The sequence below is a fragment of the Sporolactobacillus pectinivorans genome (assembly GCF_002802965.1).
In the GTDB taxonomy this organism is placed as follows: domain Bacteria; phylum Bacillota; class Bacilli; order Bacillales; family Sporolactobacillaceae; genus Sporolactobacillus; species Sporolactobacillus pectinivorans.
This window is the reverse complement of sequence record NZ_NXGA01000001.1, coordinates 1898374-1918906: the sequence shown is the minus strand read 5'-3', so window position 1 is coordinate 1918906 and position 20533 is coordinate 1898374. Positions and strand designations below refer to the sequence as shown.

The 20533-nt window shown below is 44.9% G+C and carries 25 protein-coding genes; all 25 read right to left on the bottom strand.

The features are described 5' to 3' along the window. Window position 1 precedes the first annotated feature (1 nt). Entirely contained in the window at window positions 2-2035 is a 2034-nt protein-coding gene (gene flhA / locus COP04_RS09180) for a flagellar biosynthesis protein FlhA (RefSeq protein WP_100487698.1), read from the bottom strand. Window positions 2036-2059: 24 nt separating this feature from the next. Further along, a complete protein-coding gene (gene flhB, locus COP04_RS09175) occupies window positions 2060-3148 on the bottom strand; it encodes a flagellar biosynthesis protein FlhB (protein WP_100487697.1) in 1089 nt (362 codons plus the stop codon). Window position 3149: 1 nt separating this feature from the next. Beyond that, the gene (fliR, locus tag COP04_RS09170) at window positions 3150-3926 is read right to left on the bottom strand and encodes a flagellar biosynthetic protein FliR (RefSeq protein ID WP_100487696.1); all 777 of its coding nucleotides are present in this window, start codon (window positions 3924-3926) and stop codon (window positions 3150-3152) included. 18 nt (window positions 3927-3944) lie between these two features. Further along, on the bottom strand, window positions 3945-4214 hold the full coding sequence (gene fliQ / locus COP04_RS09165) for a flagellar biosynthesis protein FliQ (protein ID WP_100487695.1): 270 nt from the start codon (window positions 4212-4214) through the stop codon (window positions 3945-3947). Window positions 4215-4259: 45 nt separating this feature from the next. Then, the gene (gene fliP / locus COP04_RS09160; protein WP_100487694.1) at window positions 4260-4937 is read right to left on the bottom strand and encodes a flagellar type III secretion system pore protein FliP; all 678 of its coding nucleotides are present in this window, start codon (window positions 4935-4937) and stop codon (window positions 4260-4262) included. Then, a complete protein-coding gene (locus tag COP04_RS09155; RefSeq protein WP_239984815.1) occupies window positions 4930-5604 on the bottom strand; it encodes a flagellar biosynthetic protein FliO in 675 nt (224 codons plus the stop codon). Before COP04_RS09155 ends, fliP begins: the two co-directional genes overlap by 8 nt. Before the next feature lie 27 nt (window positions 5605-5631). Next, window positions 5632-5994, bottom strand: a complete 363-nt coding sequence (locus COP04_RS09150; protein ID WP_100487692.1) for a response regulator — start codon at window positions 5992-5994, stop codon at window positions 5632-5634. Between the two features lie 36 nt (window positions 5995-6030). Beyond that, complete coding sequence (gene fliY, locus COP04_RS09145) at window positions 6031-7239, bottom strand: flagellar motor switch phosphatase FliY (RefSeq protein ID WP_100487691.1); 1209 nt, start codon at window positions 7237-7239, stop codon at window positions 6031-6033. Beyond that, a complete protein-coding gene (fliM, locus tag COP04_RS09140; protein ID WP_100487690.1) occupies window positions 7232-8230 on the bottom strand; it encodes a flagellar motor switch protein FliM in 999 nt (332 codons plus the stop codon). Before fliM ends, fliY begins: the two co-directional genes overlap by 8 nt. Before the next feature lie 32 nt (window positions 8231-8262). After that, window positions 8263-8697, bottom strand: coding sequence for a flagellar basal body-associated FliL family protein (locus COP04_RS09135; protein WP_100487689.1), 435 nt, complete (start codon window positions 8695-8697; stop codon window positions 8263-8265). Then, on the bottom strand, window positions 8676-8915 hold the full coding sequence (locus COP04_RS09130) for a flagellar FlbD family protein (RefSeq protein WP_100487688.1): 240 nt from the start codon (window positions 8913-8915) through the stop codon (window positions 8676-8678). Before COP04_RS09130 ends, COP04_RS09135 begins: the two co-directional genes overlap by 22 nt. A gap of 58 nt (window positions 8916-8973) precedes the next feature. Then, window positions 8974-9762, bottom strand: coding sequence for a flagellar hook-basal body complex protein (locus COP04_RS09125; RefSeq protein ID WP_100487687.1), 789 nt, complete (start codon window positions 9760-9762; stop codon window positions 8974-8976). Window positions 9763-9836: 74 nt separating this feature from the next. Beyond that, window positions 9837-10229, bottom strand: coding sequence for a TIGR02530 family flagellar biosynthesis protein (locus tag COP04_RS09120; protein WP_100487686.1), 393 nt, complete (start codon window positions 10227-10229; stop codon window positions 9837-9839). Further along, a complete protein-coding gene (locus COP04_RS09115) occupies window positions 10222-10713 on the bottom strand; it encodes a flagellar hook capping FlgD N-terminal domain-containing protein (protein WP_100487685.1) in 492 nt (163 codons plus the stop codon). The genes COP04_RS09120 and COP04_RS09115 overlap by 8 nt, the downstream gene beginning before the upstream one ends. Beyond that, complete coding sequence (locus tag COP04_RS09110; protein ID WP_100487684.1) at window positions 10710-12221, bottom strand: flagellar hook-length control protein FliK; 1512 nt, start codon at window positions 12219-12221, stop codon at window positions 10710-10712. Before COP04_RS09110 ends, COP04_RS09115 begins: the two co-directional genes overlap by 4 nt. A gap of 34 nt (window positions 12222-12255) precedes the next feature. Next, entirely contained in the window at window positions 12256-12891 is a 636-nt protein-coding gene (locus COP04_RS09105) for a MotE family protein (protein ID WP_100487683.1), read from the bottom strand. Window positions 12892-12906: 15 nt separating this feature from the next. After that, the gene (gene fliJ, locus COP04_RS09100) at window positions 12907-13347 is read right to left on the bottom strand and encodes a flagellar export protein FliJ (RefSeq protein ID WP_100487682.1); all 441 of its coding nucleotides are present in this window, start codon (window positions 13345-13347) and stop codon (window positions 12907-12909) included. Then, a complete protein-coding gene (gene fliI, locus COP04_RS09095) occupies window positions 13337-14665 on the bottom strand; it encodes a flagellar protein export ATPase FliI (protein WP_100487681.1) in 1329 nt (442 codons plus the stop codon). Before fliI ends, fliJ begins: the two co-directional genes overlap by 11 nt. Next, window positions 14665-15423, bottom strand: a complete 759-nt coding sequence (fliH, locus tag COP04_RS09090) for a flagellar assembly protein FliH (protein WP_100487680.1) — start codon at window positions 15421-15423, stop codon at window positions 14665-14667. Before fliH ends, fliI begins: the two co-directional genes overlap by 1 nt. Beyond that, entirely contained in the window at window positions 15416-16411 is a 996-nt protein-coding gene (gene fliG / locus COP04_RS09085; RefSeq protein ID WP_420852786.1) for a flagellar motor switch protein FliG, read from the bottom strand. The genes fliH and fliG overlap by 8 nt, the downstream gene beginning before the upstream one ends. Before the next feature lie 33 nt (window positions 16412-16444). After that, window positions 16445-18037: a flagellar basal-body MS-ring/collar protein FliF gene (gene fliF, locus COP04_RS09080; RefSeq protein ID WP_100487678.1), complete on the bottom strand. Its 1593-nt coding sequence runs from the start codon at window positions 18035-18037 to the stop codon at window positions 16445-16447. A gap of 34 nt (window positions 18038-18071) precedes the next feature. Further along, window positions 18072-18371: a flagellar hook-basal body complex protein FliE gene (fliE, locus tag COP04_RS09075; RefSeq protein ID WP_239984814.1), complete on the bottom strand. Its 300-nt coding sequence runs from the start codon at window positions 18369-18371 to the stop codon at window positions 18072-18074. An 11-nt stretch (window positions 18372-18382) separates the two neighbouring features. Then, the gene (gene flgC, locus COP04_RS09070; RefSeq protein ID WP_100487676.1) at window positions 18383-18826 is read right to left on the bottom strand and encodes a flagellar basal body rod protein FlgC; all 444 of its coding nucleotides are present in this window, start codon (window positions 18824-18826) and stop codon (window positions 18383-18385) included. Next, the gene (gene flgB, locus COP04_RS09065) at window positions 18826-19206 is read right to left on the bottom strand and encodes a flagellar basal body rod protein FlgB (RefSeq protein WP_100487675.1); all 381 of its coding nucleotides are present in this window, start codon (window positions 19204-19206) and stop codon (window positions 18826-18828) included. Before flgB ends, flgC begins: the two co-directional genes overlap by 1 nt. A gap of 413 nt (window positions 19207-19619) precedes the next feature. Continuing rightward, the gene (codY, locus tag COP04_RS09060; protein WP_100487674.1) at window positions 19620-20396 is read right to left on the bottom strand and encodes a GTP-sensing pleiotropic transcriptional regulator CodY; all 777 of its coding nucleotides are present in this window, start codon (window positions 20394-20396) and stop codon (window positions 19620-19622) included. Window positions 20397-20533 lie beyond the last annotated feature (137 nt).

Here is a 20533-nt window from a genome sequence, read left to right as displayed (position 1 = left end):
TTCATGCCGCATCCAGCACCCCAATGCTTTGAACTTCTACATCCGTTTCAAGTTCGTTATAAGACAGGACGTGAATATTTGGAAAATAGCGTTCTGTCAATTGATGGACATACATGCGAACAGCGGGTGAGCAGAGAATTACAGGGTCACTGTCCATATCCGTCCATTTCTCATTAGAGGACGACAGATTTTTTAACACTTGCGTTGTCGTTGCTGTATCCATTGCCAGAAAATTTCCATGATCGGTTTTTTGAACCGAATCGCTGATCTTTCTTTCAAGATCAGGACTTAATGTTAAAACTTTGAGCGATTCGCCCGGCTTTGTAAACTGCTCAGTAATCTGCCTCGACAGAGCCTGACGGACATATTCAGTCAAAAGGCCGGTATCTCTGCTCATCTGCGCATAATCTGCAAGAGTTTCAAAAATAACGGGCAAATTGCGAATAGATAACTTCTCTTTCAAAAGGTTAACAAGAACCTTCTGTATATCACCGATGTTCATAGGTTCTGGAGTCACCGCCTCAACCAATGCCGGTGAGTGTTCCTTTAAGTGATCGATAAGCTGCTTGGTCTCTTGGCGTCCCACAAGTTCCCACGCATGCCCGCGCAACACTTCAGTCAGATGGGTGGAAACGACAGATGGCGGATCGACGACCGTGTAACCCGCCATTTCGGCATGTTCTTTGGTCGGTTCGTCAATCCAGAGCGCTTTCATGCCAAAGGCAGGTTCCGTTGTTTCTACCCCCTTAATTGATTCATCTTCAACACCGGGACTCATCGCGAGATAATGGTCAAGCATCAATTCACCTCTTGCCACTTCACTGCCGTTAATTTTGATCCGGTAACTGTTCGGTTCAAGCTGAATGTTGTCCCTGATCCGGACGACTGGAAGCACAATGCCAAGTTCCAAAGCCAGCTGGCGGCGAATCATTACAATCCGGTCAAGCAGATCGCCTCCCTGGCTGCTGTCAGCGAGCGGAACAAGTGCATAGCCAAACTCAAATTCAACCGGATCCATCTGTAGAAGATTGATCACATTCTCCTGATTTTTAAACTTATCCTCGACTTTCTTATCTGCATCCGTCGTCTTCGCCTTTATTTCCTTTTGCCGATTTCTACGGGTCAGCACGCCGGCAATAACAAGCAGCAGAGCAATCGGCAATGTAGCAACCATACCGATCGGCGTCAGGCCGAGAATAAAGACCACTGATCCGGCGACGATAAGCATCACCGGAAATGCGAGCAGCTGATCGGTTACTTCTCTGCCCATATTTTTCTCTGAAGAAGACCTTGTGACTATGATACCAGTAGCTGTAGAAATCAGCAGCGCCGGGATCTGGCTGACAATGCCGTCACCTACCGAAAGGAGGCTGAAATTCTGAGCCGCGTCCGCCATGGACAGGCCCTGCTGCAGCACACCGATAATCATGCCGACGATTAAGTTAATGGCAACAATAATCATGCTGGCGATCGCATCGCCTTTTACAAATTTACTTGCCCCATCCATCGCACCGTAAAAATCAGCCTCGCGGGTGATTTTCTCCCGTCTTTTTTTCGCTTCCCGGTCGTCAATCAGTCCCGCATTCATATCCGCATCAATGCTCATCTGTTTACCGGGCATCGCATCAAGTGTGAATCTCGCCGCAACTTCAGCGACACGTTCAGCGCCCTTGGTGATAACAATGAACTGCACAATAATCAGGATCAGGAATACAACTAAGCCAACAATGACATTATTGGCAACCACAAACTGACCGAAGGCTTCAATGACTTGTCCGGCATTGCCTTGTGTCAGTATCAACCGCGTTGTCGACACATTCAATCCAATACGGAAAAGCGTCATAATCAGCAGCAGTGAAGGAAATACTGAAAACTCCAGCGGTCCGGTAACATTCAGGGTAACAAGGAGAATGGTCAGTGCCAGTGAAATATTAAGAATGATCAAGAAGCTGAGCAGTGCGGACGGCAATGGAATAATCAGCATCATTACGATCGCAACAACGCCGACGATGACAATAAAATCCCTTCTTTTCATGTTTCCCCCCCTCTCCTCTTCTTTTTACGCTTTTCCATTCAGACGATAAACATATGCCAATATCTCGGCTACCGCTTTAAAAAACTTTTCCGGAACACTGTCGCCGATTTCCAATTGAAAATACAAGGCACGCGCCAGCGGTTTACGCTCAACAATAGTGATTTCATGTTCCCTCGCTATCGCCTTGATACGAAAAGCCACGTGATCCGCGCCTTTCGCAATAACTTTCGGTGCCGACATTCTGCCTGATTCATACTGAAGGGCCACCGCAAAATGCGTCGGATTGGTGATCACTACATCTGCTTTAGGCAATTCCTGCATCATGCGGCGCATCGCCATCTGCTTCTGCCTTTGTCTGATCCTTGACTTGATCTTTGGATCGCCTTCCATATTTTTAAACTCATCTTTGATATCCTGTTTGGACATCCGCATGTTCTTCTCGTATTCAAATCTCTGATAAAAGTAATCAAAAACTGCTAGAACGATTAAAGTCACAGAAACAGCCAAACCCATATCAAGAACTATTTTTGACATGGTCGCCAGCCCGTCACCCAGAGATTTCTCCGCCGATTCAGTTACGGCCACCCGATTTAACCAAATGACCGAAAAAGCAACCAGCCCGATGAGCAGGATTTTGAGCAGTGATTTAAGCAGTTCGACAATGGCTTTCAGAGAATAGACGCGTTTCAATCCCTTCAACAGGCCGATGCGCTCCGGTTTGAAGGCAAGCAACTCCGGCTGAAAGAGAAAGCCAACTTGAAAAAGCTGACTAGCAATACCGACGGCTAGAGCCACAACAAAAATTGGGATTAAGAGCGTGAGTGACTGAAGTGACAGATTGGAAAAAAAACTGTGCACATTATTCTCAGACAGATTCATGGTCAACGAATTCTGAAAAATCCCCGACATCATATTCGCCAGTTTTCCGCCGACTGTTCCGCCGGCAAACCAAAAGTAGAGGAAAAAAGCCAGCAAGCTGACCGCCGTGCTCAGATCCACACTTTTGAAAACTTCCCCTTGTTTTCTGCTTTCCTCCCGCTTATGTGGTGTCGCTTTTTCAGTCTTTTCTCCTGCAAAAAACTGAAGATCGAGTGGATAACGGCAAATTCCCATGTCAAGAACTCCCTAGCAGACGCATGTACGTACTGAATGCATCTGTTGTCGATTCGAAAACAACGCGAAATAAGACGATGAAGATCGGGAAAACAACCAGCATCATAAGAAAACCGACAATAATTTTTAATGGAAGACCAACAACAAAAACGTTGACTTGAGGGACTGTCCGTGCAACCAATCCAACAGCTATATCAACCAGGAAAAGACATCCGACAATAGGCATAGCCAGCTGTACACCAATCAAAAGCATCTGAGCAACAAGCCGGGTTACAAATTCAACCGTGTTTCCATTTGCAAGCTGAATGTTCAAACTGTTTAGTGGAAACAGACTGAAACTGTACATTAGACCATTCAAAAGCATATAGTGTGCTCCCACACCAAGGAAAAAAAGAATCTGAAGCATATAGAGCAGCTGACCAGTCAGCGGCGTTGCCGATCCATTTTCAGGACTAATTGTGTTGGCTATGGAAAAACCCATCTGAAGGTCGATAATAGCCCCTCCAAACTGGACAGCGTATGTAAGAATTCCAGCAACAAAGCCCATTGCCAGACCAACCAGCACTTCCTTCATCACAAGCAGGATAAACAATCCATTAAGAGGAATCACCTGGCTTTTAAAAAGTGTTACATCAATCAGCAGAGACAAAACCAATGCAAACCCAATCTTGACTGTATTGGGAATGGTTCGGTATGAAAAAATCGGCATTGTGACTAAAAAGCTGGAAATTCTTACAAGCACCAGCAAGAAAGCAGGAACTGCATTTAAGATTGACACGGATCACATTATCCTTTACTATCTGATAAAATTCGGCAAGTTGGCAAAAATATTCTGTGTAAAAGTAAGCATTTGCGACAGCATCCATGGTCCGAAAAAGATCAGCCCAAACAAAATGGCAACAATTTTAGGAATAAACGCGAGAGTCTGCTCCTGGATCTGGGTGGCTGCCTGAAAGATGCTGACGATCAGACCGACTACCAGCGCAATAATAAGCAGGGGACCGCCAACCATCAAAATAATCATGACACTCTGATCGGCAATAGACAGCACTGTTTCTGCACTCATTGATTCTCTCATCCCTCTTCCCTATGAAAATAGCCGCATGGACTTTCACTGATAACTTTTAAGCAACGACACGACAATCAGATACCAGCCATCTACCATAATAAACAACAGGATTTTAAAGGGCAGTGAAATCATGACAGGCGGAAGCATCATCATGCCCATAGCCATCAGAATACTTGCCACTACCATATCGATAACCAGGAAGGGTATGAAAATCATAAAGCCCATTTGGAAAGCGGTCGTCAATTCGCTGATTGTGAAAGCCGGGACGAGTGCGGTCAAAGGAATGTCCTGTATCTTTGACGGCATCTTGTATTTGCCGTAACTCATAAACAGCTGCAAGTCCTTTTCCCGTGTCTCCCTCGCCATAAAAGTCTTGACCGGATCTTCGGCACGCGTCATCGCCTGCTGTTGCGTGATTTTGCCCTTCATATAGGGCTGGATCGCATCAGAGTTGATCTGTCCATAGACGGGTGCCATGATGAAAAAAGTCAGAAACAGTGCCAATCCGATCAGCACCTGGTTCGGCGGCATTTGCTGGGTTGAGAGTGACGTCCTTACAAAGGAAAGAACAATAATGATTCTTGTAAAAGATGTCATCATAATCAGAATAGCCGGAGCCAATGAAAGCACAGTCAGAATGAGCAGCAATTGAACTGTCGTAGCAACATTCTGAGGCTGGCTGGTCAATAAACCTGATGGTATGCCCGGTATACTATTCATCCCGCTTAACCTCCCGAATAACTTCTTTCATCTTTTCCTCCCGCTCGCTGTTCAGCAGGCTCAAACGCTCTCTAAACTTTGACTTCATTGTTTCCCAATTATCGTTCTTTTCGTTATCTCTTTTTCTGAGCGTTTTCCCGGTCCATTGCAAAGCTTTGATCACGCTTTTTTCCATGTGGTTAGCTGCTTCCTCTTGTTCTGACAGCACTTCAATCTCAGCAGGATCGCTGATTTCCTTAAGCAATTGCACGGTGTCCCCTACGCCGATCACCATCACTTCATTTCCAACTCTAATCAGCTGTACCGATCTGTTTGTGCCCACAGAAACACCGCCGAGGTTCTTCAGCGCATTCCTCGTTCTGAACTTTCCCGTCCGTTTAGCCGCAAAGCGGTATAAAAGGTAAATCAGTGCGAGAACAAGCAGGAGAGCAAAAACAATCTTCACAAAATCGATAAACAGATTCGAACCGCCTAATGCCGAAGGGGACGCGTTATTACTGTTTGTCTGAGCGCTGTGGTTTTGATCTGTCTGGGATTTATGCCCACTGCTCTGATTTTTGAACATATCTGCAACTGTTCCGTTTGCCGGATCCGCCGCCAAGGCATGGGTATTCGTGCCGAAGATCAGAGCCAGTGCGATTACAAGAGCTATAAGTCCTCTTGGCAACAAACCGCCACCTTCTTCTTTCCTGTTTTATCCAAGTGTTTTCTTAATAGCTTCGATCACCCGATCAGCCTGAAACGGCTTGACAATAAAATCTTTTGCCCCGGCCTGGATCGCATCGATAACCATCGACTGCTGACCCATCGCAGAGCACATGATGACCTTGCAGTCCGAATCCTTGGCTTTTATTTTTTTAAGTGCCTGAATGCCATCTAGTTCCGGCATCGTAATATCCAATGTTACCAGATCAGGTTTAAGCTCTTCATACTTGGAAACAGCTTCATTGCCATTTGCGCCTTCACCCACAACTTCAAAACCATTTTTTGTCAAAATATCTTTCAGCATCATTCTCATAAATGCTGCATCGTCAACAATCAGAATCCGTCCTGCCAAACTAATCCCTCCAATAATCGTTAAGTAGAAACAAGTTTACAAGTTTTTAAGTCTCTCGGCATGATTGAGAATTTCGGTAATACGAATGCCAAAGTTCTCATCAACGACGACTACTTCACCTTTTGCAACATATTTCTGATTGACTAATATGTCAATCGCTTCACCTGCAAGCTTGTCCAGCTCAATTATTGATCCCGGACCCAGCTCCAATACCTCACGGACTGTTTTTCGCGTACGTCCAAGTTCAACGCTGACATCCAAAGGGATATCCATCAGTAAATCCAAATTTCGCGGTGCGCTCTCCTCGGATTGAACCGAAGTACTTCCAAATTCGGAAAACTCAGCCGTCTGCACATTTCTCGGGTGCACAACATTTTTTGATTCAGCAGTAGCAGAAACCCTTTCTTTTACTTTTTTATCCCGGTCATCCTGACTGGCCGGAGAAGCCGGGGAAACCGGAGCATCGGCTGCTTCAGCAACAGTTAGCGCCGCAGATGGCTCTTGGGTAACGGCTTCCTGCCGTTCTTTCTCACCGGCGTTTTCGCTCATCAACAGATCAACCAGCTTCTTTCCAAAGGGGATCGGAACCAGCTGCATAATATTCGAATCAACGAGATTTCCGATTGTCAAACGGAAGGAAATTTCAAACATTAATGCATCATCTGGAATATTTTCGATACCGCGCCTCGTCTTGACATCCATCAGAGTCAATTCAGGCGGTGAGATATCAATACGGCGATTAAACACGGTAGACATTGCCGTTGAAGAGGATCCCATCATCTGATTCATGGCTTCCTGAACGGCGCTCATCTGCATTTCATTGATTTCTGTGGACGGCTTTTTGCCATCGCCCCCCATCATCAAATCCGCAATGACACTGGCATCTCTCGTTCTAATCACCAGCATGCATGATCCTTGAAAGCCCTCGGTATAATTCACGAGTACCGAAACATGTGGAACAGGAAATTCTTCACCCAGCTTATTCCGATTAACAATATGTACCTCAGGTGTCGTAATTTCGACCTTTTGATTTAATATTGTTGATAAAGCAGTTGCGGCGCTACCAAATGAAATATTCCCGATTTCGCCAAGCACGTCTTCTTCAAGTTCAGACATGGGACCCTTTTCAGGCGACGAGGGCTGTTCGTCCACATTTTTTTCCTGCTGTGCTGAATGCTTCGCGTCTTCTGTCTGGTGACCGAGAAGCGCATCAATTTCTTCCTGTGAAAGTTGTCCATCACTCATTACGGTTATCCTCCTCTATAATAGGTTTGATGATTTGGACAGCCATTCGCTTGTTTTTCTTCCCCGGCTGAGCGAAAAATTTCGAAAAACCGCCAACTTCTACCGTAAGCGGCTGATCAATCTGCCGATTCAGTGCAATAACATCTCCGGTGCCCAGATGTAGTAATTCATGGACCGTGATCTGTGATTTTCCTAGCAACACATTGATATTGATCAACGAATTTTCAACGCGCTTACGAAGTGATTGATATTCCTCCTCTGTTGCATCGTTTTTCTTCTCGCTCATCCAATAATGCATGGATAATTTGGGAATGACAGGCTCCAGCACGACATGCGGGAGACAGATATTAATCATTCCGCTTGATTTTCCAATCATGGCTGACAGAGAAATGACAATCACTGTCTCATTAGGAGAAACAAGCTGAAGAAATTGAGGATTCGTTTCCAATTCAAGTAAGTTCGGGTGCATTTCACTTTCAACTGAAGCCCATGCCTCTTTAAGCGAAGGAAGCGATCCTTCAAATAAGTTTTTCATCAGATCTTTTTCGATTTCTGTCAAATTCTCAATTTTATTCATGCTGACCCCGACACCGCCCAGCAAACGGTCGAGCATGGCGTAAGCAATATTTGGATTAACTTCAACAATCAGATGTCCTTCAAGCGGCGGTGCTTCGATGATATTCAGGACAGTCGCCGATGGAATGGACCTGATAAATTCCTCATAGGGAAGCTGGTCAACTGAAGCTACTGAAATTTGCACATAAGTTCTCAGCTGGGCTGAAAAATAAGAAGTGAGCAGTCTGGCGTAGTTCTCATGAATTCTCGTCAGGCTCCTGATCTGATCTTTCGAAAAACGCAGCGCCCTTTTAAAGTCGTAAATTCGGACTTTCGGTTTACTTTCTTCTTCTTTTAATTCCTCTGCATTCATCTCGCCTGTTGAAAGTGCGGAGAGTAACGCATCAATTTCAGACTGTGAAAGAATATCTGCCAAGTTGCATCATCACCTTATTTTCCATGATTCCGTTATTGTACTATCTTTTCCGTAGTATAAACGTGGGTCACATGACCGCTCTCCAGAAAACCGTTTATTCTGTTTTCAACCTGGTCTTCCAAATTGGCGATCCCCTTCTGATCCTGAAGATCCTGAGGGGTCATTCCGGAAACTGTGTAAATGACCGCATTTTTTACCTGGAATGACCGTTCCATCAATTCGTTCTTCGCATCCCTATTAGAAACCTGGATATTGAACTCGACTTTGATAAAATGATCCCCCTGGATATTGGTCGTGATTTCGCCTGTCGAAACCGTAAGATCTTGAACGATCTCATTGATGCTCGGATTTTGAATATCGGTCTTACCCTGTGCATAACTTGACAGCATAAAATAAGCGACAACTGTTCCAATAATCACCAGAATCATGATGATGAATAAGATGTTTAATCCTCTGCTTTTGAACATCTGAGCACACCTTCTTCCGCATGTGCCGCCTGAGACCACGACGGTATTTCTTTGAGAAATCCGTTCACGCGGCGAGTAACCTGATCGACTGTTTCTTTGACAACGATTTTCTTCCCGGTCGTCAATGTGATCGTAGTATCCGGAAGTGCCTCAATCTGCTCTATGAGAAAAGCATTCAGGACAAAAGTCTGGTCATTAAATCGTGTCAACTGAATCATAGGTTTAACAAATTGAACTGAATCCGGAAGCCGGATCCAGTTCGCTCCTTTCCTTTCATTAATTAGCTTGCTTCAAACTAACAAGCGTCTGAAGAATCGAATCGGCTGTCGTGATCGTTTTCGAGTTGGCCTGGTAGGCGCGTTCTGCTTCAATCAGGTTGGTCATTTCATCGGTCAGATCGACGTTTGAGCCTTCAAGAGCGTTCTGCTGGATGCTGGTAGTCGTCCCAAGTCCTGCGGCAGGAGTTGCAGCACCCGAACCCTGAGACTGCTGAAAAAGAGAATTGCCCACACTTTCAAGTCCACCCGGATTGGTGAAAGTATAAAGATTAACAGTTCCTAAATTCACTGAATTACCTGTTGTCTTATCTACTCCTGTAATATTTCCTGCCTGATCAACAGTAAAACTTGACACCGTATTAAAAGATGCTCCGGGAGTTGTTGTACCACCAATATCCAAAGCCATGCCTTGACTGTTTACAAAACCAGTACCTGCAGAGTTCAGTTTGAAATCACCCGCTCTTGTATAGTACTGGTTGGCACCATTAGTGACTCTGAAGTACCCTTCGCCGTTAATCGCCAGATCGTACGGATTGCCTGTCTGATTGACTGTTCCATTTGTCTGAATGTTATCAATTGAGCTAACTTGAGATCCCAATCCTACCTGAGTCGGATTCACATTAGCGCTTGCTCCTTGCATTTGCTGGCTGAAGGTATTTTCAAAATTGACGCGGCCCGTTTTAAATCCAGTGGTGTCGACGTTTGAAATGTTGTTGCCAATGACATCGAGATCCGTCTGAAAGTTCTTAAGCCCTGATACACCTGATCCTAATGCACGTAATAACATATTTGTTTCCTCCTTTTTTATTGACTGCTTCAGTCAGTCCACAGTCATGGCTCTCCTTAAAAAGGTCCAGCCGGTCAATGATTAATCAATATCGCTCCATCGATATTCGTGAAAACATGTGACTTGGCTTCCTGCAGATCCATCGCCGTGATGACCGTGTTGTTTGGCGTATTGACAACAAGTGCGGCATCCTTGGTTAAAACCAGTGAATCATTGACGCCCATTTTTTTCGCTTCACGCATTTTATCATGGATCTGGTTCCATTCCGATGCAGACAAATGAATATTTCTTGTTTCGAGCCTCTCCATGGCATGTCTGGACAATTTTACAGGCTGTTCGTTCAGCTGGTTATTGAAAGTTTGCTTAAACGATTCTCCTGTTTCCGCAGTTTTCTTCGATTCCGCACGATGTCCCGGATTGCCTATGGAAGGAATCGGATAATAAGGATACCCCTCAATATTAGCCATTGCTACTTGCCCCGGTGCTTCCTGCCGCATCGGAAACTTCCGTAATCGTCGAAGGATCAACGGTTGCCCCACTGTCAGTCACATAACTGATCTGCCCATTCTTGATAGTGACAGCGTTCACGATACCGGTTGAGGTCGTTGAGACATTATTACCATTCGCATCAGTACTGCTGTCTGTCCAGGTTATTTCTTTGCCGATTATTGTTGCCTGACCGGAAAGTGAATTATTAGCTTGTGTCGCAACAAGCTGGTCAATCGCGCTGCTCATGTTCTGTGTCTGTTCCAAAGATGAAAATTGCGCCATTTGCGTAACAAACTGTCCACTGTCCATCGGGCTTGTGGGATCCTGATTATCCATCTGTGCGACGAGCAATTTCAGAAAATCATCTTTGCTCAATTCACCGTTCGGATTAGTTGTCGTCTGATCTGTTGTGGTTCCTGCTGTACTTCCCGCGGATCCACTTGCCGCTACGTTACTGCTCATCCTATTTGAACACCCCCCGTCATCCATTCACTAAATGCTTTGTCGTTCTGAAGACCAGCGACTGAATCCGGAGATTTCTTCCGCTGATTTTCCTCATTCTGCTCATCCTGATGTCCGCCATGATTTTGAAAGGCTTGCTGCTGGTCCTGATTCATCTGCTGTGACCCACCTGGAGCAGAACTTTGCCATTGCCGTGAAACATCAATCTGATGAATCGTGATGCCTTGAGCAGCAAGATCATCTTTCAGCTGGCTTAGGCCGGACTGCAGGAGATCTTTCGCTGTTTTCGTCCCTGCGATCAAACGTGCTGTCATTCCATCAGCTGTCTGGGTCACCGACACGGTCAGCTTTCCAAGACTTTCAGGATGCAAAGTAATCGTTAAATTCTTAGTCCCGCCAGTCTCAATCTGGAATGATGGCTTCCCCATCCACTTGAGCAACTGATCAGTCACTTGTGAACCAACCGGTTTCCCATCTTCACTTTTGCTGACAGTTGAAAAAGAGGCCAGAAGTTCAGCATGGCTCATTTGTCTCGCTGCCATTTGAGAAACCGGCAAAGTGCCTTTTTTAACCGTAAAAGATTCTTGAGTGGATTTATTGATGGATTTATTACTTGCCGAAAGTTCAGGATCACCTGACGATTTTTCTCCAACGGGCTGATCCGGTTCGGATTTTAAATCAACTCTAGCTTTAAGCGCCTGGTTCGTCCTCGCACCTGCAGTTTGCGATACATTTCGATCCACTTTATTCTGTGCCATAAGGTTCACTACAGGGGATACTATCGCCTTTGATACATTTGGATTGTTTGGAAGGGCCTCTTTTTGGACTGCCCCGCTTTCTGTCTTCGCAAAATTCCCGGTGGTCTCGACAATCTTTGAAGCAATCGCCGAGTTTTGAGCAGGAACTTCATGTGCACTCCCTGTCTGACCTGAGCGTGTGCTAATCAAAGTAGCAAGATCCGATTTAATCTGATCCGGAGTCGTCACTTGTTTTAAAGGCACATTCTGAGTTGACGATTTGGAATGCCCAACTACCTGTGATACAATCGGTGTTTCCTTGCCATTACCGGCTGAACTGATGGCGTTCTTCTGAATCGGTTTTTTTCCAATTTCAGAAGAGGTTTCTCCAATTTTTCTCCCCACACCGTCTGTAGATATCCTGTGCGGGTTGGCCTGTGCACTAGCTGCCTGTGCTGCATGATCGTGATTCCGCTTCATTGAAGTGGGTTCAGATAATTTACTCTTCTGACCGCCGGCAGCGGGTGCCTGTCTTGAAAGCTGTGCATCGCTCACTGCAGTGCGTGTTTGCTGATGCTTACTGTTACCTGAACGAGACCTAACCTCACCCTTCTGACCTGCGTTTCCGGTTTGCGGTGGGGATGCGGATTGTGCCGCCGTGTTAAACAATGCGAGAAAAGAAAAGTCCGGTGAAAATGCACTCTTTTTCTTCTTACTCAGTTCCGTGGTCTTACTCGCTTGAACGTTTAAAACAATCGGACCCGTTTTCATATTTTCACCTCCTTTCAAAGGGGACAAAATCAAATTAAGGAATCGTCGTAGAAACTGACGTCGATGAAGACGAACCGGTAATTGTCGCGCTAGAATTAGTATTCTGCGGTGCCTTCAGCAGTTGAGTGATCGCAGCTGCCTGTGTCGGTGTCATATTTTCCAGAATCGATGCTTTTGTCGCATCATCCAGCATATTTATATAGTTGGCAGCCTGTTTTACTGGAAGTTTCCCAAAAATTGCTGCGGCTTTCGTGGGATCCATGTTCTTATACGTCTGTGAGTACACTGTCTGGAGCGCAGCGCTATTTTGGCTTTTCTGAGTCTGATTCTGTTGATTTGCCTGGTTTTGCGCCTGTTTCAGTTGATTCTGCAGTTGTGCAATCTGATCTGATTTCTGATTATTGTCATTCTGAAGGCTTTTGATCGTAGCATTCTGATTGGCAATCTGCTGCTTGAGTCCCGGAGAAGTAGATGCAGGTACTCCAGATGTTTGGACTGCAGGACTTACTCCTTTTCCAAAAATCAGTGCCTTTGCCTGGCTCACGGGATCGATCCCGGAAAGTTTTAAAAATAAACCTGTCAAAAGCAGCAAGAACAGAATAGGAATAAGAAGAGCCAGAAAAAACTTTAGCAGCTTTATCCCAAATCTTGATTTTTTCTTCTCATCCAAGTTATCTCAATCCTTTCAACCGTGGTTAACGGCCCGCAGTGCAGCAATCTCGTCCATCTGCTTCATTTCGTGTTTCTTGAGATCGTTATTATAAATTTCTTTTTTCTTGTCCTTCATATTTTCATATTTCTTGACTTCAATGGCTTTTTCATGTAGCAGGGACCGCAATTGCTCCAGTTGGCGTTTAGACTGATCATAAAGCAAAGTTTGTTCCTCAATCATGCGATCAGCCATTTCAACATTAATGAGCTGAAGTTTCATAGAGTCAATAGTCATCGTGTTCTGCATTTTTCTTTCGAGATCTGACTGCACTAGTTTCTTTTCCTCAAGTAAACTGATTAACTGGTATGCAATTTTCTCCAGCCTGTCATATAACACCTGATACTGTGACTCAAAGTTTTTTCTCTCACTTTCGGCTATCCTCATCACACGTTCCAATCGAAAGTCAAACGACATCTGGCGTGTTCTCCTTTCCAAAATCAGATTCCAGCTGTGCAATAGCCTGGTCAAGTGTCACCGTTAAATTCTCCGGTTGTGACATATAAGAGAGAATTTTCGGATGATATTGAATCGCTGCATCAATTGCGGCTGAACTGCCTTGTTTATAAGCACCAATGTTGATCAAATCTTCAGATTCAGTATATTGGGAGAGAAGCGCGCGAAAATGCGCAGCGGCCCTCAGATGATCCGGCGTATCAATTTCATTCATGACACGGCTGACACTTTTCAGGAGATTGATCGCCGGGTACTGACCCTTTTGAGCCAGCGCGCGGTCCAGCACTATATGACCGTCCAGAATGCCCCTCGCCGTATCGGAAATCGGTTCATCAAGATCATCGCCATCAACCAGCACAGTGTAAAAAGCAGTGATTGAACCACGAATATCGGTTCCCGCCCGTTCGAGAAGCCTGGGCAGCAGAGCAAAAACAGAAGGCGGATAACCTTTTGTCGTTGGGGGCTCACCGACGGCAAGGCCAATTTCCCGCTGACTCATCGCCACACGTGTCAAAGAATCCATCATCAGCAGCACATCTTTTCCCTGTGCCCGAAAATATTCGGCAATTGCGGTTGCAGTCATCGCGCCTTTAATTCTCATTAGCGCCGGCTGGTCACTTGTAGAGACAACGATAATTGAACGAGCAATTCCCTCCGGTCCAAGATCCTTCTCAAGAAATTCTTTGACCTCACGGCCCCGCTCTCCAATCAAAGCAATGACGTTCAAATCAGCCGATGTATTTCTGGCAACCATTCCCATCAAAGTACTCTTGCCGACCCCGCTTCCTGCAAATATTCCGACACGCTGCCCCTTGCCAACAGTTAGCAGTCCATTAATCGAGCGGATGCCGAGTTCGATCGGCTCTTTGATGCGCGGCCTCTGAAGCGGATCAGGCGGTTTCCTGTTCGTCGGCACGATGTCAAATCCTTTGGAAAATTGCATTTGCGACATCGGATTTCCCATGCTGTCGCAGACCTGGCCCAATAATTCTTCACCGACTTTAATTTCAAGAGGCTTACCAGTTGCTTCTACAAGGCATCCCGGCGAAATATGAGCCACCGACGTATAAGGCATGAGCAGAATTTCTTCATCTCTGAATCCGACTACTTCGGCCTTTATTTCCTGTCTCTCATTTTTCAGATGGATAATACAAACATCGCCAACCGATGATTCCGGTCCCCTTGAGGCTATAAGAAGTCCGACAACGCGGCTGATTTTCCCAAATCGCCGGTAGCTGTCAATCGATGAGAGTGAATCAATCAGCAGATCCGCATTCATCAGGCATTCTCCTCCATCAGCTCTTTTAATTTTCCCTTAATGACTGATAACTGACTGTCAATGCCGGCATCAATTCTGCCAAATTCCGTTTCAATAACGCAATCATTCTCTGAAAGATCGCCATCCGCATAGATGGAAACACTCGCATCCTGGGCAAGATCGTCCAGCTCCTCTTTATGCAGATCGAGTGTTCCGAAATGTACCGGTGGAACAATAATTTTTATTGACTTTTGATCTCTAACTTCCCGCACGGCTTGAGTAACCAGAGTGGACCATTTATCCTCGTCGAGGGCAATAGAAGCACCGATTATTTTTTCGGCAACAGCCATAGAAAGCTTAAGAATGTCAGGCTCCGCCATGGAAACCTTATTCAGATATTCCTTTTTGGCCTGATCAATCAACTGATTTGCCTCTGCTATCTTAGCCATATAGGACTTTCTGCCCTCTGCGGCGCCTTGCTTGTAACCCGATTCAAATCCCGTTTTTTTATTGTCCTCATAGGCCTCGGCCTGTTTCTGTCTGGCCTCCGCTTCCATTTTTTTCAGCGCTGACTCTGTTTCCCTGCTCTTCAGTTCCGCATTTTTCAAGATATCAGCAGCTTGCATTTTAGCCTGATTTACTTTCTCTTCAAGGGTCTGTTCAATTGATTTTAAATCCATTTTGCTGTTCAGAGCATCAAGAGACGGATCGACAACAACTGAGAGCCGGACAGTTTTTTTATTCTTGCTGGATTCCGGGGATTTGATGATGTTAGACAATCACATCGTCCCCCTTTCCTCTTGCGATAACGATTTCTCCCGCATCTTCCAGTTTCCGAATCGTATTGACGATGCGTGTCTGCGCCTCTTCGACATCATGCAGCCGAACGGGTCCCATGTATTCCATTTCTTCTTTAAAGCTGACAGCCATCCGTTCGGACATATTATGAAAGAGAAGATCCTTTACTTCATCACTGGCTGTACGCATGGCGAGGATCAGGTCTTCGTTCTCACTTTCACGAATGACGCGCTGAATGGCCCGATCATCCAATATGACGATATCTTCAAAAACGAACATCCTTTTTTTGATCTCTTCAGCCAGATCCGGATCCTGCTCTCCAAGCTGATCAAGAATATTACGCTCAGTTGTTCGATCTACACCATTCAGTACATTGACAATCGACGCAATGCCTCCGGTTTGCGTGTAATCCTGATTTACTGATGAACTGGACACTTTCTTTTCCAGAACATGTTCAACCTGCGAAATAATCTCAGGAGAAGTCCGATCCATCTGCGCAATCCTCTTAGCGATATCCGCCTGAACCTCAACGGGAAGTGCTGAGAGTACCGTTGCCGCCTGGTCGGGGTCAAGGTATGAAAGAATCAGAGCAATCGTCTGCGGATGCTCATTTTGAATAAAATTCAGTATTTGCTGCGGATCACTTTTCCTCATAAAATCAAAAGGTCTCACCTGCAGTGTGGAAGTAAGTCTTTGAATGACGTCATTAGCCTGCTCCGTGCCCAGAGCTTTCTCCAAAATTTGTTTGGCGTACCCGATTCCACCCTGAGATATGTATTCCTGAGCCATAGCCGTCTGATAAAATTCTTCAATCACTTGTTTCTGCATATCCGAATCTACCTTGCGTGCATTCGATATTTCCAGAGTGAGATCTTCTATTTCCTGTTCTGTCAGGTGTTTAAAAACATTTGCCGATACTTCGGTACCCAGTGCGATCATCAGAGTGGCCGCTTTCTGTTTGCCATTCATCTTCGTTCTTCGTTCAGCCAAATTTCCCACTCCTTAGCGATCGTCAGACATCCAGCCTCTCAGTAGTTTGACAAATTGATCCGGTTTCTGCCTTGCCAGTTTCTCAAGTTCGTTATATCTTCTCTGTTCGGGATTATCTTTACTCATTGCAGCTGCAAGTTCATCTTCATTCTGAGATATATCTTGAACGGTGGCAGCTTCTTCATCTTCAAAAGTCCGTCTGCGATTTCTGAGAATTAACCAGATCACCGCGCCAAGAACAGCCGCCAGAACTCCACCGCCAATAATGTAAGGCCAGATACCCCATCCTGGCGCTGCCGGTGGCAAAATCTGTCCGTTCAGACGTCCGACCGAAACATCTGTCTTCTGACTAATCTGGCTAATCGGAAGTTCCTGACCCTGAGGACCAGAGATAGATGTTTGAATAATTGTGTTAAGTATCTGTTTGATATCATTAATCCGTTGCTGCGACAATGAGCTGTTATTGTTCGGGTTTGGCGGTTCGACCAGAACCTGGATTCCCATATCTGTAATCTTGTACGGGCTGTTGACAACATCGCGGTGAATCCGATTGAAATCATAGGTCACACGATCTTCCACATGCTGATAAGTCCCGTTGCCATTTGTCCCCGCCTGATATGTAGGCACATCGCTTGTTCCGGTTCCGACCTGACCTGCTGCGCCCTGGCCAGTGTATGTCTCCGCAATATGGTCTGTACTCGTCGCAAGGCCTTCCATAGTCTGCTGATTAACCGGCTCAACCAAGTCCTGTGTTTCTTTTGACTGAGTAAAATCGGCATTGGCAGTGACGTTGACCATAACTTTTCCCTGACCCATCATTGTGATCAGCATCTGCTCAACTTTTTGCTGGATACTATTTTCAAAGTTATGAAGAATTTGCTGTTGCTGATCATACGCCGAAAGAGTTGAATTATCTGAATTACTATTTTTTAGATCATAATAGTTATAATATTGATCCATAATAACGATATTGCTTTCAGGAAGGTTCGGCACGCTTTTCGACACAAGGCGATAGAGCCCCTGAACCTGGCTGCTGCTTAACTGGTAGCCCGGATCCACGTTCAGCATGACGGAAGCCGATGCCTGGCCCTGACTGCCCTGATTACTTACCCATTGGTTTGTCTGTGGAAGCGTGAGCATAACCTTTGCAGATTGTACACCTTTGTTGTTAGCGATCAGGTTGGCAAGTTCTGTCTGCATCGCAGCCCTTTCCAGCACATTAAACTGATTATCCGTCATTCCAAACCCGGCGTTTTGTCCAAAAAAAGAATAATCGATCTGGCCCGTTTTCGGAATACCCTGTGCTGCTAGTTCAACTTTCAAAGTGTTAACCTGGTTTTTTGGAACGCTGATCGTTGTTCCGCCATTTGAGAGCTGATAGGGCACCTTCTGATTGTTCAGAGTATCCGCAATCTGCCCTGCTTCGCTTGTAGACAAATTGCTATAAAGAGGTGCATATTGTTTGACATTCGTCAAAAGCAAAATTACTGTGATGACAACCAGTAGTGCAGCCGCACCACTCGCGAACCAAATCTTCCTCTTTTTTGACAGCCCTGCCCAAAATTCCAGAGCCTGATGATACCATCTAATTATTTTCTCCTTCATGATGCCCTCCGTTCAACTTACCAAGCGACCGAGATCAAACTTGCATGTTCATAATATCTTGATACGCACTGATCACGCGATCCCGGACTTGAACGGCGGTCTGTAACAGAGTGTCTGCCTTTTGCATAGCTATCATTACACTATGTAAATCTTCATTACTGTTTCCGTTCGCCAGTCCTGTCACCATGTTATCAGCCGTTTGTACAGAATTATTAACTGTACCAAGGGCATTTTTCAGTGCATCCGAAAAAGAAGCCTGTGCTCCCGCCACACTGTGTGGTGCCGACGAAAGCAAGTTGGTGGATCCGCTGAGATTAATAGGATTAATGCTCATAATTCATTCCTCTACTTTCCGATGTTAAGTGCCTGTGACAGCATATTTTTATCCGCATTCATAACCGTCACCCCTGCTTCGTAAGAGCGGTTCGCATCCATCATATCAACCATTTCTTTTAATGGATCAACATTTGATTCCCTGACATAGCCATTTGCATTTGCATCGGGGTTAGTTGGATCATATTTCATTGGAAAAGGCGTAGGGTCCTCAGTCACTGATGCGACTTCCACGCCGCCGGACGAAGACCCAAGGGCATCGTTGAAAACAGAATTAAATGAAGGACTGATTGTTTTTAAATTGACAACTTCTCTTGCATAGGGCTGCCATTGGCCATTCACCATACGCTCACGTGTTGTATCAGCATTGGCAATATTAGCTGAAACCACGTCCATTCGGAATCTCTGCGCGGTCAAACCTGAAGCGGAAATATCTAATCCGCTGAACATTCCCATTAACCGGCACCTCCCAGCACAATGTTAAATCTCTTGAACTGATCACTCGCGGCTTGCGTCAAAGACTGATACAACAGCTGATTCTGGGATAATTCAGACATTTCATGGTCGATATCGACATTATTGCCGTTATTTTGAATCGTCCCATATGTATCCGTTACTGTGTGGAAGCCCTGATTCGCCGAATTTGAAAAAGGCAATTGACCGGAACCTGTCTGATTGGCTTGCAGCTCCCCTTGCAAGGCATCGTCAAAAACCACTTTTTGGGCCTTGTAACCCGGTGTGTCAATGTTTGCGATGTTCTGAGCAATGGCATTCTGTTCCGCCATGGAACCATTTAAGGCCTGTTCAATTGCACCAAGAGGGGTTGTTGAGAACATCTGTCACACTTCCTTTTCCAATTCTTGTACTTATATGTACATTTTATCAATTTTTTCTCTTCTGTCTACGTTAAGCTTCTAAATTCGACATCTTTTTCCATACATCAGTGAGTTTTTATAGTCCTTAAGTCATTATTTTTGTCATAATATGTAATAACTTATTTGTTGACTTTTGCTGGAATTGATAATCATAATTTTTTTGCTCAGAAATGCGCAAATAATTAATTCTATATGCCTATTTATTTTTTTATATTCGCAGATTTTCAAGTTGCCTATCAAGGCATGATCCCGTTTTAAGGAATAATATGGAAATTATCACATATAAAAAAGGACTTTTGGTTAACAAATCAAAAATCATGCCAAAAGTCCCATAACTAATCTTGCGTTTTTGAAATTTTTACCTTAGCTGCTTATTACTCACCTTTAATCCGATTCAATTCATAAAGAAATTTATCATTCAACACTTTGATATAAGTACCCTTCATACCAAGCGATCTGGATTCAATAACACCGGCACTTTCCAATTTTCTGAGGGCGTTGACAATGACCGAACGGGTAATTCCAACACGATCAGCAATTTTGCTTGCCACAAGAAGCCCTTCTTTACCTTCAAGCTCTTCAAAAATATGCTCAATCGCTTCAAGTTCACTGTAAGAAAGCGAGCCAATAGCCATCTGAACGATGGCTTTTTCCCGGGCTTCTTCTTCTACTTCGCCTGTTTTCTCACGCAGGATTTCCATACCAACAACTGTTGCGCCATATTCTGCAAGGATCAGGTCTTCATCTGTGAACGTTTCGTTCAATCTTGACAGAATCAGTGTACCCAGCCTTTCGCCGCCGCCCACAATCGGGACAACTGTCGTCAATCCGTTGATAAATAAGTCTTTATTTTCATCTGGAAAAACACTGAATTCACTGTTTACGTCAAGATTTGGAGAAGTTTCGGCCACACTAAAAAGATGCTGCGTGTACGTTTCAGGGAACTGCCTGCTTTCAAACATATTTTGAATGCGTTCATTTTCAAATTCAAGCTTCAGTGAAAGGCCCAATATTTTGCCCCGCCTGCTGACAACGAACGTATTTGTCTGAATGACATCGCGAAGTGTCTTTGCCATTTCGTTAAAATCGACCTGTGTTTTTGTGCCCTGAAGCAGATGATTAATTTTTCTTGTCTTTTCCAATAGTGTCATGAATGTTTCCTCCTGGTCATCCCTAATATTCAAAAGTTAAATCTGTTTTTCGATTCGGAGAAGACTGCCAAGATGTGCCAATAGTGCCATGGACGATCAGACAACGTTCCCCTTATTTGAAAAAAGTTTGCTTTAAA